Source organism: Athalassotoga saccharophila, assembly GCF_009936215.1.
Classification (GTDB): domain Bacteria; phylum Thermotogota; class Thermotogae; order Mesoaciditogales; family Mesoaciditogaceae; genus Athalassotoga; species Athalassotoga saccharophila.
Genome location: NZ_AP019551.1, coordinates 1516416 through 1532161 on the forward strand (window position 1 = coordinate 1516416; position 15746 = coordinate 1532161).

13 protein-coding genes and 1 CRISPR repeat array are annotated in these 15746 nt (G+C 37.8%); of the genes, 4 read left to right on the top strand and 9 right to left on the bottom strand.

Features of this window, described 5'->3' with window-relative positions:
- Window positions 1-78: 78 nt before the first annotated feature.
- On the bottom strand, window positions 79-3096 hold the full coding sequence (locus ATHSA_RS07600) for an alpha-mannosidase (RefSeq protein WP_161848507.1): 3018 nt from the start codon (window positions 3094-3096) through the stop codon (window positions 79-81).
- Window positions 3097-3199: 103 nt separating this feature from the next.
- On the opposite strand from ATHSA_RS07600, the gene ATHSA_RS07605 reads away from it, so the two are divergent.
- Both ATHSA_RS07605 and ATHSA_RS07610 read left to right on the top strand, forming a co-directional pair.
- Window positions 3200-3832, top strand: a complete 633-nt coding sequence (locus ATHSA_RS07605; protein ID WP_232060072.1) for a TetR/AcrR family transcriptional regulator — start codon at window positions 3200-3202, stop codon at window positions 3830-3832.
- Between the two features lie 64 nt (window positions 3833-3896).
- On the top strand, window positions 3897-4931 hold the full coding sequence (locus tag ATHSA_RS07610; RefSeq protein ID WP_161848509.1) for an NAD-dependent epimerase/dehydratase family protein: 1035 nt from the start codon (window positions 3897-3899) through the stop codon (window positions 4929-4931).
- A gap of 414 nt (window positions 4932-5345) precedes the next feature.
- Window positions 5346-5973: direct repeats of the CRISPR family, unit length 30 nt; unit sequence GTTTTCATTCCTCAAAGGTAGGATAGAAAC.
- 501 nt (window positions 5974-6474) lie between these two features.
- Here the strand turns inward: ATHSA_RS07610 and pcp are convergent.
- Complete coding sequence (gene pcp, locus ATHSA_RS07615) at window positions 6475-7104, bottom strand: pyroglutamyl-peptidase I (RefSeq protein ID WP_161848510.1); 630 nt, start codon at window positions 7102-7104, stop codon at window positions 6475-6477.
- A gap of 138 nt (window positions 7105-7242) precedes the next feature.
- Here pcp and ATHSA_RS07620 point away from each other — a divergent pair, with 138 nt between their 5' ends.
- Window positions 7243-8223 carry an aromatic ring-hydroxylating oxygenase subunit alpha gene (locus ATHSA_RS07620; protein WP_161848511.1) on the top strand — a complete coding sequence of 327 codons (981 nt, stop codon included), beginning with the start codon at window positions 7243-7245 and terminating at the stop codon, window positions 8221-8223.
- On the top strand, window positions 8220-8672 hold the full coding sequence (locus ATHSA_RS07625; RefSeq protein ID WP_161848512.1) for a flavodoxin family protein: 453 nt from the start codon (window positions 8220-8222) through the stop codon (window positions 8670-8672). Before ATHSA_RS07620 ends, ATHSA_RS07625 begins: the two co-directional genes overlap by 4 nt.
- On the opposite strand, the gene ATHSA_RS07630 is transcribed toward ATHSA_RS07625, so the two are convergent.
- From ATHSA_RS07630 to ATHSA_RS07660, 7 genes are read right to left on the bottom strand one after another with little or no spacing between them, the layout of a single operon-like run.
- Window positions 8673-9638 (bottom strand): tocopherol cyclase family protein, encoded by a 966-nt coding sequence (locus ATHSA_RS07630; protein ID WP_161848513.1) that lies wholly within the window; start codon window positions 9636-9638, stop codon window positions 8673-8675.
- Window positions 9635-10129 carry a glycosyl-4,4'-diaponeurosporenoate acyltransferase CrtO family protein gene (locus tag ATHSA_RS07635; RefSeq protein WP_161848514.1) on the bottom strand — a complete coding sequence of 165 codons (495 nt, stop codon included), beginning with the start codon at window positions 10127-10129 and terminating at the stop codon, window positions 9635-9637. The genes ATHSA_RS07630 and ATHSA_RS07635 overlap by 4 nt, the downstream gene beginning before the upstream one ends.
- Complete coding sequence (locus tag ATHSA_RS07640) at window positions 10126-11199, bottom strand: glycosyltransferase (RefSeq protein ID WP_232060073.1); 1074 nt, start codon at window positions 11197-11199, stop codon at window positions 10126-10128. Before ATHSA_RS07640 ends, ATHSA_RS07635 begins: the two co-directional genes overlap by 4 nt.
- Complete coding sequence (locus ATHSA_RS07645; protein ID WP_161848516.1) at window positions 11196-12641, bottom strand: DUF92 domain-containing protein; 1446 nt, start codon at window positions 12639-12641, stop codon at window positions 11196-11198. The genes ATHSA_RS07640 and ATHSA_RS07645 overlap by 4 nt, the downstream gene beginning before the upstream one ends.
- Before the next feature lie 20 nt (window positions 12642-12661).
- Window positions 12662-13297 carry a carotenoid biosynthesis protein gene (locus tag ATHSA_RS07650; RefSeq protein ID WP_161848517.1) on the bottom strand — a complete coding sequence of 212 codons (636 nt, stop codon included), beginning with the start codon at window positions 13295-13297 and terminating at the stop codon, window positions 12662-12664.
- Window positions 13281-14099: a phytoene/squalene synthase family protein gene (locus ATHSA_RS07655; protein ID WP_161848518.1), complete on the bottom strand. Its 819-nt coding sequence runs from the start codon at window positions 14097-14099 to the stop codon at window positions 13281-13283. Before ATHSA_RS07655 ends, ATHSA_RS07650 begins: the two co-directional genes overlap by 17 nt.
- A complete protein-coding gene (locus tag ATHSA_RS07660; protein ID WP_161848519.1) occupies window positions 14099-15568 on the bottom strand; it encodes a phytoene desaturase family protein in 1470 nt (489 codons plus the stop codon). The genes ATHSA_RS07655 and ATHSA_RS07660 overlap by 1 nt, the downstream gene beginning before the upstream one ends.
- Window positions 15569-15746 lie beyond the last annotated feature (178 nt).

Sequence of the window (15746 nt, forward strand, 5' to 3'; positions counted from 1 at the left end):
ACCACGTTTCACAAAAAGAAATATCCGGTTGCCTTAAACAGCGGCCGGATATTTAAAAAAGTACTTATATGCTAAAAATCAATTTATGACTGTCTTCACTTCAAATGGCTTTAATTCTAACTTTTTTACATTCTTGAATTTGTCTTCAAGAATATTCGACAAAATAACAGACTTCGAAAATTCAACGGATGTTCTCTTCCCGTAAGGCTCATAAAATCTTATCACGACACCGTCGCCGTCCTCTTCGCGCTTTATTGCCGACAAAATGACAGACTCATCATCGAAAATTCTCAAAGGTTTCATAAAGTCTTCGACCTCTCCTTGTGCCACAGGTATGGGCGTGTTAAGGACGATCGCGTGCTTTACCGTTTTCTCTTTCCACTCCTTTCCCGTCGGAAAGAGAGAGAATGTGAATTCGTGATGACCTTCGTCCGAATAAAAATCAGGCATCGTCGATCCTCTCACAAGAGACAAACTTACATCGCTTCCATTTATCCCACACCCATACTTCGAATCGTTAACGACGCTTATTCCGAAATCCTCTTCCGAAAGGTTCAGCCATCTGTGGTATGGTACCTCGAATTTCGCCTGTTCGTAGGGATTGTTTTTGGTCGTCTTTCTTTTTATCATGCCGTAGGCTATCTCGAAGGTCGCCTCCCTTGTTAACAGATCCATCGGCATGTCAAGTCTTAGATTGTACCTTCTCGTGTGCCAGTCAAGATTGAATTTCAAATCAACGTTATCGTAATTGTCGTAAATCCTTGCGATCATTTCTATCTTGGATCCTTCGAATTCGTATTCGAATTTCAAAGATGCCATCGCAGGCCCATTTTCGTAAAGATACACCCTCTTCGGCTCAAGCCTTACCTCTTTTTCAGAATCGTACGGTACATCCCACCCTTCAAATTCCGCCGGAATGTCCCGTCTTGCTACAAGAGAAAAACCCTCTTTGAAAAGATATCTCTTTGCCTTTTTGTCAAAGACGTTAACTCTGTCATCCTTTATTTCGACTTTAATTAGCGCATTTTCAAGAGATTTGTCCTCTGCCTTTATGTTCCCTTTTACATCCTTCGATTTAGAAAGAGTCAAAGTCTTAAGACCGTCTATTTCCTTCCCGATCACAAAAGTGCCGTCCTTTCCTTTTTGAACGATGCAATCCGTGTAGAAGCCGGCAGATATATCCACATTTCTCAAAAGTATGGGCAATTTCAAGTTTGTCACATTGACGATACTCAATTTTTCTTTGTCCGTTTTTGTATGTTTTGAAATTATCTCGCCGACGAGAGAATTGATCTTCTTCTTTTGATCTTCTAACATTTCACCGAATTCTTTGTACACTTCTCCTATTGACGATCCGGGCAGTACATCGTGAAATTGCGCGCGGGCGAGTGCCATTCTCGCATCTGTCAGCACTTTGTATGGGTATTCCGCGCCGTTTTTGTAATCCGCACTCGACAAAACCTCGGCCGTATAAAGCAGGTTTTCCATCTGTCTGTTTAGTCTTTTGATTATCGACTGGTTTGTGTAAGTTCCTCTGTGGAATTCAAGATAAAGTTCGTCATCCATGACAGGCAGATCTTTGAATTTGTAACCTTCGAAGACCTTCTCGAAATTCTTTATCTCCAACTTTGGAAGACCCGGTAAATTTCTCATAAGACTGTATCTTGTCATCATCTCGTCCGTAGGTCCTCCGCCCCCGTCTCCGTATCCGAATGTAAGAATTGAAAATGGCACATCGCTCTTTTTTTCTTTGTGAAAGTCCCATCCGAGTTTTAAATCCTTGGGAGTGAGCGGAGAGTTATATCCTTCTGTTGCGGTAAACAGATGCGTCACAATTTCTGTGCCGTCAAGACCTCGCCAGACAAACCACGAATAAGGAAAGATATTCTTGTCGCTCCAGACGAGTTTGGTCGTGACAAAGTAATCGATGCCGCTTTCTTTCATGATTTGAGGAAGTGACCATGTAAAGCCGAACGTATCGGGAAGGTATCCTATTTTGCATCTTTTTCCGAACTCTTTTTCAAAGAATTTCTGACCGTACAAAAACTGGCGGGCAATCGATTCTCCAGAGGTAAGGTTTGCGTCGAACTCTATGACGCTTCCTCCGATAGGCTCCCACCTTCCGTCTTTGACGTAAGATCTTATCTTTTCAAAGAGTTCAGGCTCGCGCGCTTTGAAATCTTCGTAGTACGCACTCGATGACTGTGTGAATTTAAAATCGGGGAATTTTTCCATCATCCTCAAAGCGTTGGCAAAGGTCCTCACTATCTTCCTTCTCGTCTCTTTCAAAGGCCAAAGCCATGCGTAATCTATGTGTGAATGGCCCATTGCGTAAATCGTAAAAGGCAAACCTTCCATCTTCAAAGAGTCGATAAGGTGCTTTGTCGCATTTATAATTTGGGATCTGACCTTTTGGCTCAATTTGACGCCGAGATTTACTTTGAAATCGGGTGCTTCCCATTCCTTCATGAGGTCGGCCATCATCTCATCATCCAAACTCCTCGATTCATACTCATGCGTTGAAGATGGAATGTCTATCATGCCGAGAGATTCCATAAAGACTTTGTATATCCTGTCTTTCAGTTCATCGTCGACGGCCTCTATGAGATTTGAGACCATATCAAAGGCAAGAAAGCCATCCAAAACCTCTTTGTCAAAGGTCGTCACAAAGGCTTTCTCAAGCGACGGAGTGTAATTTGTCGTCCCGAACAGACCCTTCGGAACACTTTCAACCTCGATCGAGTGGGATTTTCCATCGCAAAACTTTGTAACGTCCAAGAATCTGTGATGCTCGTTTATCTCGCCGTAAGAGACGGAATCTATCCTGACAAGCGATTCTCCTCCGGTCCATATTTCTAAAGAGACGGCCTGAGAAGAGCCGGCCTTTTCTAAAACAACGCTTGATCTAAAGATGACCGGAAATTCTTTGTGATTCCACATCTCTCCGATTTTTATCTTTTTTGCCTTTCCGTTTACCTCGATGGTCCAGTTATCAATCACTTTTCTTGAGATAATCGAAAGCGGAAATAACTCGCTGACCTGCCTTTTGAGTCTTCTGTAATCAAGGTCTTTCCATTTGCCGGATGAGAAGTACATATTATCAACCCCTTTTCACGTTCAAATTATTTTGGAAGTACGTACCATCTTGTCACTCTCATATAGATCATATCAGCAGAGAATCATAAATCATGCTATTGAAATGCTAAAAAATATATGTTATGATGTTATCGAACATAAAACTATTTTGGTCGAAAAGAGTGATTTGATGGACGAAAGAGATAAAATAATCGAATCGGCGCGGGAACTTTTTGCCAAATACGGTTTTAAAAAGACAACGATGGATGAGATAGCCTCTAAATCAAGAAAAGGAAAGAGCACTCTTTACTATTATTTCAAAAGCAAAGAAGAGATACTCAAAGCCATTGTGGATATTGAAGCGGAAGAGTTGAAATCAAAACTCGAACTTGCTCTTAAAGAGAGCAATTCTCCCGAGCAAAAGTTGAAGAATTACATAATAACAAGGATGAAAGCAATGAAAGCACTTTCAAATCTTTACGTTGCTTTCAAAGATGAATATTTAGAGATGTACGATTTCATAAATCAAGTAAGAAAAGATTATGACGACTACGAAATAAGTGTCTTCGAAGATATACTCGAAAATGGGATAAATGAGGGTATATTCGATGTGAAAGACGTTTATTTGACGGCCTACGTTATGGCAATGGCAACAAAGGGAATAGAATACAAATTCGCAACGTCAAATGATTTTGAAATAGAAAAAAACGTTGAAATTCTTGTAGATATACTTTTCAACGGAATAGTTGTAAGGTAATTTTTTTTACCGCTAATAGACTAAAAAACTAATTTAGTCTAAAATTATGAAAGGAGGTGCTAAAATGATAGTTGTAACAGGGGCAACCGGGCATATCGGTAACGTACTTGTGAAAGCACTTGTCAAAAGAGGCGAGAAGGTAAGAGCATTCGTCATGCCATCCGAAAGTCTCACTCCACTTGCTGGCCTTGATGTAGAGTACTTTTATGGAGATGTAAGAGACATAAAATCGCTTCAAGAAGGTTTCCGTGATGCGAAAATCGTTTATCATCTGGCCGGGATAGTTTCGATTTCTAAAAAATCCAAAAATATCTTTGATGTCAATGTCGGTGGCACTCAAAACGTGATAAAAGCGTGCCTTGATTGTAAGGTTGAAAGACTTGTTTACATGAGTTCGATCCATGCCTTTGTAGAGCCACCAAAGGGCGTCCCAATAACAGAGACAAAATCTTTCGATCCATCCAGAGTTGTCGGCGAATACGCCGAATCGAAGGCAATGGCAACGATCGCGGTTTTACAATCCATTGATAAAGGTCTCGATGCCGTAATCGTTCATCCGACGGGTGTCATAGGTCCATACGAGTACAAATTATCTAACATTGGTCAGATGATCTATAACTTTATGAGGGGTAAAATTCATTTTTACATAAATGGCGCTTATGATTTCGTTGATGTCAGAGATGTGGTTGATGGAACGATACTTGCGTGCGAGAAAGGAAGACGCGGAGAAAATTATATCCTTTCGGGAGAGCGGATCACAGTCAAAAGAATTTTTGAGATTTTAGCGGAAGTATCCGGAATAAAATGTCCATCCGTTGAAATTCCGATATGGATTGCAAGATCGGTAGCACCTATTTTTGAGTTATCTCACGATCTTTTTAAAAAATCGGATCAACAAACTTACACCGCTTACTCGATTCATACACTTTTGAGCAATTCTTTGACTTCTCACGAAAAGGCATCTAAAGAATTGGGATATTTACCTCGAAGTATTGAAATATCGATAAAAGATACCGCAAAATGGATAAGCGATTTAAAAACTTCCTATTCTAAACATCCTGCAATTCATAGGAAAAAAATGCACTACTGGCCTAATTAGCATGTGGCGCGTGGCAGGTAGCGGGTGGCACGTAGAATAAAATTGAGAATTGAAAATGAACAATTTTCAATTTTTAATTTGCAATTATCAATTAGTTCCACTCACTGTTCACCGGTGCCATTGGCCATAGGCCATGCACCGAATTAAGCACGTAGCACGTAGTTCGTGGCACGTAGTAAAAAATTGAGAATTGAAAATGGACAATTTTCAATTTTTAATTTGCAATTATCAATTAGTCCCATTCACTGCTCACTGGAGCCATTGGCCATAAGCCATGCACCGAATTAAGCACGTAGCACGTAGTTCGTGGCACGTAGTAAAAAATTGAGAATTGAAAATGGACAATTTTCAATTTGCAATTATCAATTAGTTCCACTCACTGCTCACTGGAGCCATTGGCCATAGGCCATGCGCCAACTCATTCCTCAAAGGTAGGATAGAAACTACACTTTCTGTTTTATTATCCCATTCTTGAAGTGGTTTTCATTCCTCAAAGGTAGGATAGAAACGGTTGCTGAATATAAAGAGTGGCTCAATGCCACGTATCCGTTTTCATTCCTCAAAGGTAGGATAGAAACGTATGTATAGTAAAGAAAAAGGGTTTGTGAAATTCGAGTTTTCATTCCTCAAAGGTAGGATAGAAACAGGTGAATGAAATCGTTAAAGAGGTTTTTTAGCCACGTTTTCATTCCTCAAAGGTAGGATAGAAACCTTAAATCACATGTGGAGGTGTATATAATGTTTAGGTTTTCATTCCTCAAAGGTAGGATAGAAACACGCAAAGAGACAGACATATCGTAGGAATAGATAGTTTTCATTCCTCAAAGGTAGGATATAAACCATGTTTGAATATGTGTGGGACGATCAGATTGGTAGGTTTTCATTCCTCAAAGGTAGGATATAAACTGCGCGTATGTTTGGCGTAGTGCTTTATTTTCATTTTGGTTTTCATTCCTCAAAGGTAGGATATAAACGATTGTTCATGTTCTTCATATTCTTTTATTTTATTTTTGTTTTCATTCCTCAAAGGTAGGATATAAACCCGTTGACATAGTATAACATAAGGATTTCTAAAAGTCAATTTTGGGAAAAAGTATGTGAACTTGTATACATAAAAGTGAGATAAAAGCTTTAGTGATAATTATTTATGTAAGAAATCCGATCGTCGTCGATCTCCGGGGGTTTTTCGAGTATCGTAGGTCGACGACGATGGTAAATGAAGTATGAATGATGTTAAGAGAAAAGGAGGCGATGGAAATGATCTGTGGATATATGTAAATATATTTGATTATTGGAGATAATTAATATGAGTTCTTATGTGATTGAATGTTAAGGGTCGGGTGTGTAACAAAAGAGGTGGGGAAAAGAAGCTGAATTTAACGTAAAAGGGTATATACTCGCAATTCAATGGTAAAATATGAGAGGTTATTCACCTATGCTGTAACATACCAGATCAAAATAATTGGCGGGTAGCGGGTGGCACGTAGAATAAAATTGAGAATTGAAAATGGACAATTTTCAATTTTTAATTTGCAATTATCAATTAGTTCCACTGATTGCTTACTGATATTTCGTTTGCAATGACTCTTAAAGCAATTTCAATGGCACGTGTCATGTCTTCTAAAGACATAAAAGGAGTGTCTGGTCTGTCAAGTACCTGTTCAGAAGAATATGGTACGTGAATAAATCCTGCTTTGATTGGCAGATTATTTTTATGGATGTGGTTTAGAATGCCATACATAAGATGATTGCATACATAAGTTCCTGCCGTGTTTGAAATTACGGCGGGTATTTTTTCTTTTTTGATCTCTTCAACGATATGTTTTATTGGGATAGTCGCAAAGTAAGCCGGCATTCCGTCCAAATCGATTGGAGTGTCTACAGGTTGTTGGCCAGCGTTATCTGGTATCCTTGCATCGTCGATGTTTATCGCCACTCTTTCAACGTTTATACTGGATTTTTTGGCGGCCTGCCCAATGCTAAGAACGGCATCCGGACTTATTTCTTGAATTTTCTCTATAACCTTTTTTGTAGACGAATAAAAGACTGTTGGAACCTGCATCTTTATTATTTCGGCGTTCACTATTTGATCTTTTAAATTTTTGAGAACTTCATAAGATGGATTTATCTTCTCTTTTTCAAAAGGCTCGAAAGCCGTTACAAGTATTTTCATGATCCATTCCTTTCTATTTGATTTATAAAGATTTTATCACATTTGACTTTGATAATTATTTTTGTTATAATAATGAACTATCAGTATTATAAAAGTATTTTACAATAATCGAACTTTAATTTGAAGGAGGATGATGGTGTGATTTACAATCAATGGTATATAGTACTTGACTCAAAAGAAGTCAAGAAAGAAAAAATAACCGCAGTCAAAAGATTAGGCAAGGATTTGCTATTCTGGAGAGATAATTCAAATCAAATTCACTGCGTAGAGCGAAGGTGCGCCCATAGAGGGGCCGATCTTGCGCTTGGAAAGATAGTCAACGATCATGTCCAGTGCCCGTTTCATGGAATAGAATATGATGGATCTGGCAGAGGTGTCTTGATTCCTTCGATTGGCAAGAACGGCATGGTAAGATCGAATTTCAAAGTTAAAAGTTATCCTGTCATCGAAAAAGGTGGCTTTGTCTTCATGTGGTTTGGAGAAGAAAAGGATCTTCCAGAGATAAAATGGTTAGAAGGTATAGACGAAACTTTCAACTATTCATCTCTTACGGATATATGGCCCGTGCATTATTCAAGGTCAATAGAAAACCAGTTGGATGTCTCTCATCTTCCTTTTGTCCATTACAACACGATAGGACGTGGCGGAAGAACTCTGGTCAACGGCCCGATCGTCGAATACAAAGATGGGATTATCAACGTGTGGGTAAACAACGTTGTCGACAACGGTCAAAAGCCTTTGAAACCGGAAGAGGTAAAAAAAGAAGATTGCATAGGAAGATTGCAATTCATCTTTCCGAATTACTGGCAAAACATCATAAACAAAGATTTAAGAGTCGTGGCGGCATTTGTCCCGATAGACGATTCAAATACCATAATATATCTTAGATTCTACCAGAGATTTTTGAAGGTGCCGCTCATTCGAAATTTGGTAACGAAAATATCGATGCCTTTCAACAAAAAAATCCTTAATCAGGATAAAAGGGTTGTCATTACTCAAAGGCCAATAAAAAGTGAGTTGAGAATGAACGAGAATCTTTATCAAGGAGATCTACCTATAATCATTTACAGACGTGTAAGAGAAGAACTAAAAAAATCTTCAAAAGAGGTGTCTGAATGAAATACAGTGTTGTTTTCTTCTCAAGAACGGGAAATAGCAAAAGAGTGGCCGAGAAAATATCGAAGGTTCTGGGTGTAAAACCGATCGAAATAATTCAAGAAAATCCGAGTTTCAAAGGTTTATTCGGATATTTGAAGGCCGGCTATTATTCGATGAGGAACAAAAGTGTCAAAATCAAAATCAGTGAAAATTACAAAGACGCTGACAGGTATATCGTTGTCTCACCTTTGTGGGCAGGAAAGCCTGCGAATGCAACGGTGGAATTTTTAAGACTTGTTCCGCCCGGTAAAGTCACGTTGGTACTTACATGTATCGGAAGTGATACGGACAAAATTGTGAATGATTACGAATCAAAAAACGGTAAATTCAAATCACATTATGGGATTGTGAAAAAACTTAAAAATGAGGAAAAGGTGATAGACGAAATTTTGAAAAATCTTCAGAAATAGTTATTTTAAAGATATTTTTTTGCTTTTGTCATTCTTTATATCTTCCAAAATATCGCCGTTTATTTCTAAGCCGGAATTTATTCCTTTCCCTTTGAAAAGGATCGAACCTTTAGATCTTAATGTTATTTCGATTTCCGAATTCAGACTTTCTTTTATTCTGCCGTTCATGTCTCCGTTTTTGGGCGATAAAAGGATGTTATCACCATGCTTCGATATTTTAACATCGATCGATTCGGTTCCTTTGATAGCCTTCAGAAGGACGGTATTCTCTTTTATCTGAAGATCAGAAATTTTTGATCCATTGTAAGTCGTAAATTGGTAAATATGTCCTTCCAAATAAAGCCCTATTATGAAGCCCACAAAATAATTTCTTCCGAAAGGCACGTTGGCAATAGAGAGCGTGAAGGAAACTTTTTCATTTTCAAAGTCGTTGGAAGCGGCCCATATCCATGATTTAGGAAAGGATCGGCCCCAATCTTTTTCGATGTAACCATTTCCTCCGTTAAAGTCAATACGCTTTCCGTTAACTGTGACATTTCCGTTCAATTTGTGGGTGAAACTTAAAATTCCGTGATAGCACTCCAAAAAGTTGAAAAAGCCGTAATAACCCATTGCCCCGGGACTCAAAATTTTTACGGGCCACGGTGTTAAGTTTTGAAATATCAAATTTGCCGAAATGTATTCTGATTCGAAGGAAAAGCCTTCTAAAGAAAAATGATTTTTACCAATGGAAATCCAAAATGGTTTGTTTGAAAATTTAAAGTCTTGAAATTTGAATCTGTAGTAGTTTGAGAAGTTTCTGCTGTCTATTATCTGGATGAAGGCATGAGAATCTTCTCCGATTGAAATTCCGGGTATGACGGCAAAAACATAGTCTTTTTGAGAAGATGTGTTTTTAAAGTACCAACCCTCGAAAAATTTATTTTTGTTTTTGCCGTGAAAGTTTTGAGGCTTCCATATATTCATGATTTTGTTCCTTTCATATGATCTAAAACCTTCATAAGCCTTATCCTGTTGTATCTTTGGGCAAAAATGCACGGGCAGTTCATAAAAAATGTGTATATTATCATTATTATGTCTCCGAAAAGTGGGTTAAACAGGAAAAAAATTATCAAAAAGGGAAGATGGATAAGATGAACGAATTCTGCCCTTCTCGTTTCTATTATGAATTTTTCGATGTACCCTTCTTCTAAACTTGCAAGTTTTTTCTTTGGAAAACCATTTCTGTCAACAAGCCGTGCACCGTCAGGCAATATGTTCTTCCATTTTTTTATCCCCAATAATGTGTACAACTTTCCATCCATCTCTATAATGCTTTTCTTGTAAGGCCACACATCTTTTTCAAAATACTTCGATGGAATTCTTGCGCCTATGTATCCTATTATTATATGTATCAAAGGCCAGAGAGAAAAATCGAGTATAATAGTGAGAGTTTGATTTAATTCGAAGATTTTCAAGAGATTCCTCCCGTCTTTATCTTTCTTCCCTTCCATCTAACATTTCTGAAAATGAAAGTTTTTATCAGAGAATAAAAGAAGACAAAAACGAAAAAGGCTATGTGCACGGGAAAAAGAAAAGCGCTTACAAGTCCAAAATTCCCAACCCGGCGCGAAAGTAGATAAAATTGAATGGCATACATTACGTACAAAATAAGATAGAAAGGAGATTTATACATGTAAAAGATAACGCTTATAGATCCGTTTATCCATAAAAAGATCATCAGGAAAAATAATGGATTCGATCTCGATGCGCCGGTCGCAAAATTTTTTGTCCATCCTTCAACGAGAGATTTCAAGTTTTCGGGATACATTCTAAAACTTATTAACTTTCCACCCAAAAAATTATGAACGGGCAAAGCACTTTTCATAAAAGATTTCGCAATCGCGACATCATCGACAACTGAATTCTTTATCTTTTCGTGTCCTCCTGACGTCTCATAATCCTTTCTCGAGCATACCAAACATGGTCCAAATGCACCTATTGGTTTTAGTTTTGATCCTATAATTGAAAACTCCTTCATCGACATCATGACGATGATGTTGAACGTGGCAGATAATTTTTCATGGACTCTTACGGCATTGTGCCATGGCTGGATCGAGATAAGGCCTCCGTATTTTTGATGAACTTTTAATAGACTTTTTATGGCATTCTTTGAAAGTGTGACATCTGCGTCGAGAAAGATGAGTATATCTCCTGTTGAATGTTTGTAACCTCTCCAGCAGGCATTGGACTTCCCAGTCCATCCATCTGGTAAATCTTCGACTTGAATAACATCGACACCAAATGTTCTTGCGATGGAAAATGTTCTGTCTGTTGATTGATCGTCCACGACTATTATTTCGTCTATTTGGATGCTTTGATCTTTGAGAGATCCAAGAAGGTTTCCTATGTTTTTTTCTTCGTTTCGTGCCGGAATTATGATGGATATCTTTTTATCTTTATCGAAATCGTAAGACTCAGGAATCTCATTTTTTCTCCAGAACAAGAGAAATCCCAAAAACCACTCTAAGAGTATGACCACATTCATATCACAAGGGAATAAATAAATGTAAAGATCAACGTCGTGATCGCACAACTTGCGAAATTGACGAAGTCGTTGTTGATAAAAGAAAAGCCATAGTAGATTTTGTTTTCTTTTCCATTCCAGAATCTTCTCTCGACGATCAATCCGTCTTCAGTTACATATTTGACCTCAAATAACGCTCCTATGATCGAATCTATTATCGATCCTACAAATCCTGCTATTCCTATTAGAATGAAAAGTTCCCAACCTTTTTGTGAATTTCCTTCAAAGATCGCAAATACCCCGCTTATTATAAAAGCACCGATCAACGATGCCAAAAATCCAATTGTACTTACCCCTCCCGAAAGACCTGGCTTTAGGGTTTTGAAATTTATTATCGAAATTGGTTCTCTCCGACTCAAAATTCCTATCTCACTCCCCCATGTATCCGAATTCGATTCGGCAAATGAGATTGCAGTTGCGATGAGAAATAGATCATTTTTCGTCAAAAAGTAAAGGATCGTTGCCACCATTCCCACTCCGCCGTTTGCAAGCACCTGAAGGTAATCCCTCTGGCCACCCTTTTCATTTATTTTCTGAGATTCGGCCTTCTTACTATGACCAATCCTGCTGACAATTGATGCAGACACGAAAAAAACCATAAGCAAGAGGTACGAAAGCCAGTTTATCATCAGAATGATCGAACCGACCGCAAAACCTGCAAGAAAACCAGTTTTATCGACGGCATTTTTTCTGTAAGAGAACAATGCCGCAAAGAAATTTACTATTATTGCCAAGAACGGGAAAATATCAGAATTGACGAATAAAAAAGCAAGAAGAGCAGTTAAGATCGGAACGGTAAGGTTATCTATTCCAAAAGGAGTTATTATCTCTATTATCGTAGATAAAGCGGCAATTTCAAACGAAAAAAGTATTGCCCGTTCTATGCCGAAATTTTGCAAGAAAAGGAAAGAAACTAAAAATGTGGCACCAAACATAACTGCCGATCCTTCGAGAGATTTGTTGTCAAAGATCTTCACTTTTGTCTTTCCGAAGGATTTGCCTATCAATCCTGCAAGGCCATCGCCATAACCCATCGTGAGAATTCCTATTCCCGCCGCGTAGAAGGGAATGAGTCTGTAATAGGAAAGCAAGACAAGTACCAAAAGGGAAATTGGAAAATAAACTGTTCCAACATTTGATTTTTCTTCTATTTCCATTCCTTTGAAAATATCATGCCTGTAAGAGATGTAATTTATTATTATAAAAGATATAGGCCCTATTGAGGCTATAAAAGGGTCTTTCATCGTTGATATGGCTATGAACCACCAGTTTGAAACGCCTATGTGAACTATCTTTCTTGTGATGTAATCGGAAAGGTGAAAAAATTTGTTCAAAATACTCGAAAGAATTATGAACGAAAATACAAACGCGTAAGAAATCAACAATCCCCAGTATTGATTCATTTATCCTCCCGTATTCAATCTTAATATATATCGAGAATTAAGAAAAATATCGATTGAACGATTATGTATATCCACGGCAAATTGCTTTTGAATTTTACATTTTTTAAAGACAGAGAAAACAAAAAAGATATCACAAACCATGCAATGTAATTTTGAACCGGAACCGAACCATCCCATTTCCAGAAAGAAAATGCGACTGCCGATGGCTCCATTAAGATATCAAAAATGACTGCAAATGTTGACGCAATGAAAGATCTAAAAAGGAAATTTCTTGATCTCAAAACGTTCGATGCGAAATAATTCCAGGAAAAGACGACTACAACCCAGTTCAAACCTATCAAAAATGGAACACCATAAATTCCCGGTCCGAGCACATTTCCGTAAGAATACCGGCCAAAGATCATTCCGGTATTTACACCCAAAATCTCTATAAAAAGGCCTGCAAAGAAAATGTATACGTACAAAGGAATGATTTTCTTTCCGTTATCGTTGAAAATTTTGAAAAGTATAACAAGCCCGAACAAAAAGAGTATGTAAGGTGTTAACAAGATTATAATAGGTCTTATCAAAATAAAGCCTATGACTCCAACCAAATAAATACTTATTATGGATCTTAAAACTCTTTTATCTTCTAAAATGTCATTTAGGTAAGACAACTCTGAATCCCACCCTTGAAATTATTCTAAATTTCGAAGGCTTTACTTTCTTTTTTAAAACTATAAAAGGATCCGATCTTATCTTTTTGGCAGTCCACCTGTACATGTCCGCGGCTGCCATTATCGGTATCCTATATCTTACAGGTATATAACCGAACCCTTTTCTTGCAATATCATCCCAGGCTTCATATCTTTTCACGTTAAGCAAAATGAATTCTTCAAATGCCAATTCATCTGCAAATGGATCTTCGTAGACTCTCTCATCAAAATTTTCAATTGGAAGGTATCTTCGCCCAAGTTTTTTGTCCTCATCGATGTCTCTTACAAAGTTTATGTACTGAAAGGCTCGACCAAGCATTTTTGCGTAATAAAAAGAATCTTCATCGAGATCCATTATTCTTGCCATGAAAAGACCTATGACCTCAGCCGATCCATATATGTAATCGAGAGTTTCAGAAATCGTCGAGTACTTTTTCTTGAAAATATCCATTTCCATCGATTTAAAAAAAGCCTCGATCCAGTCGGGGTTGAATTTCTTCTCAAATGAAAGTTGAATAAAATCATTTATGATTTTGTCTTCAGAATGTCCGACCTTAAAACTTTCTCTGTAAGTCCTGACAAAATCGTTGAATTCTTTTACCTTTTGAGGAATGGCATCGACATAATCATCAGCAATTCTCACAAAAGCATAAAGTCTAAAAACATCTTTTCTTACTTCGTCCGGGAAAAAAAGGCTCGAATTGAAAAAAGTTTTACTTCCACTTTTAAATATTTGTCTTTGAAGATCTACGTCGTTGGACATTACCTTTTCCCCATCACAAGGTTGGCTGCAAGTTGGCCTGATATCAAAACCATGGGCACTCCGACTCCCGGCTGGGTCATCTGGCCTGCATAGAAAAGATTATCCACTTTTTTGTTTATCAAAAGAGGTCTAAAAGCCGCGGATTGATTTAAAGTATGGGCCAGGCCCAGAGCCGTACCTTTGTATGCGTTAAACATTTTTTGACAATCGCTTACCGTACACATGTTTTCGTACTCTATATGACTTTCTATATCTTCTCCTGTTATTTCTTTGAAATTTTGTAATATCTTTGATCTGAAATCAAGTCTTTTGTCAAGCGGATCATCGAGACCGGGAGCAATTGGAACGAGAAAGAATACAATTTCTTTGCCGCTTTCGACTATAGTTGGATCGCTTTTTGAAGGAGTTCCTATGTAATAAGAAGGATTATCTGGCCATTTTGGATCTTTAAAAATAGAGTCAAAATGTTTCTCCCAATCCCGATCGAAGTACAACGTATGGTGGAGTAAACTATTCACTTTTTTATCAAGACCGAAACAGAACTTGAACATGGAAGGACCAAAGACCTTCTTTTCCCAGTATTTCATGTCATAATTTCTGTATTTCGGATCTAACAGTTCCATCTCGGTATGCATGTAATCGGAATTCGCAATGACGAAATCCGCTTCAAAGAAATCGGATTCTGTTTTTACGCCAATTGCCTTTCCATCTTTAACGTCTATCGAAATGACCTTTTGCCTTGTAAGATACTTTGCACCTAAACTCTTTCCAAGTTTTACGAACGCATTCGCAACCTCTCCGAATCCGCCAACTGGATACCATATGCCTCTAATCATGTCGGCATAGGAAAGAATGGTATAAAGTGAAGGAGTGAAGTATGGACTATTGCCAAGAAAGACAGAATGGTATTCTAAAAGTTGTCTTATTTTTTTGCTCTTGAAGTATTTTTGGATAAAATCGTCTAAATTGGAAAAGATATCGAATTTCATACCCGCGAAGATTGTTCTTAAAGATAAGAAATCGAAGATAGTTCTGTAATCTTTGTATATGAACTGATCCATTGCGATTTGATACTTCATGCCGGCCTGTTCTATGTACCTTTTTAGATTTTTTCCGCCGTTCTTCTCTATTTTCTCGAAAACATCGTAATTTTTCTCAACATCTGAATAAATATCAACATAATCTCTATTGCCAAAATACACCCTGTAACTTGGATCAAGCCTTACAAGTTTATAAAAATCGGATACTTTTTTGCCGAACAGAGAAAAATAATTCTCAAAAACTTCCGGCATCAAATACCAAGAAGGGCCTGCATCGACCGTGAAACCTTTATCTTTGAAAACTCTTATTCTTCCTCCGAAATAGGCATTTTTCTCAATAACGGTAACATCAAATCCTTCCTTTGCAAGCAAAGCGGCCGCGCTGAGCCCTCCTATACCGCTACCTATTACCACGACTTTTTTGACCATTTTCACATCTCCATCAATACTTTACATTCGTTATTATCATAACAGAAAATAGTTATCAATGTCAAATTATAAAAAGTCGCCTTTCGGGGACTTAAGTTTATTTTATGAATTACTCCCACTTATAGAAATGGGAGTTTCCTGCTTCAATGGATGATAACTCTTAGACTGAAGATAGGGA

Coding starts and splice junctions, on each gene's coding strand:
- ATHSA_RS07600 (WP_161848507.1), bottom strand. CDS start 3,096: ATGTACTTCTCATCCGGCAAATGGAAAGACCTTGATTACAGAAGACTC.
- ATHSA_RS07605 (WP_232060072.1), top strand. CDS start 3,200: ATGCTAAAAAATATATGTTATGATGTTATCGAACATAAAACTATTTTG.
- ATHSA_RS07610 (WP_161848509.1), top strand. CDS start 3,897: ATGATAGTTGTAACAGGGGCAACCGGGCATATCGGTAACGTACTTGTG.
- pcp (WP_161848510.1), bottom strand. CDS start 7,104: ATGAAAATACTTGTAACGGCTTTCGAGCCTTTTGAAAAAGAGAAGATA.
- ATHSA_RS07625 (WP_161848512.1), top strand. CDS start 8,220: ATGAAATACAGTGTTGTTTTCTTCTCAAGAACGGGAAATAGCAAAAGA.
- ATHSA_RS07630 (WP_161848513.1), bottom strand. CDS start 9,638: ATGAATATATGGAAGCCTCAAAACTTTCACGGCAAAAACAAAAATAAA.
- ATHSA_RS07640 (WP_232060073.1), bottom strand. CDS start 11,199: ATGAATGTGGTCATACTCTTAGAGTGGTTTTTGGGATTTCTCTTGTTC.
- ATHSA_RS07645 (WP_161848516.1), bottom strand. CDS start 12,641: ATGAATCAATACTGGGGATTGTTGATTTCTTACGCGTTTGTATTTTCG.
- ATHSA_RS07655 (WP_161848518.1), bottom strand. CDS start 14,099: ATGTCCAACGACGTAGATCTTCAAAGACAAATATTTAAAAGTGGAAGT.
- ATHSA_RS07660 (WP_161848519.1), bottom strand. CDS start 15,568: ATGGTCAAAAAAGTCGTGGTAATAGGTAGCGGTATAGGAGGGCTCAGC.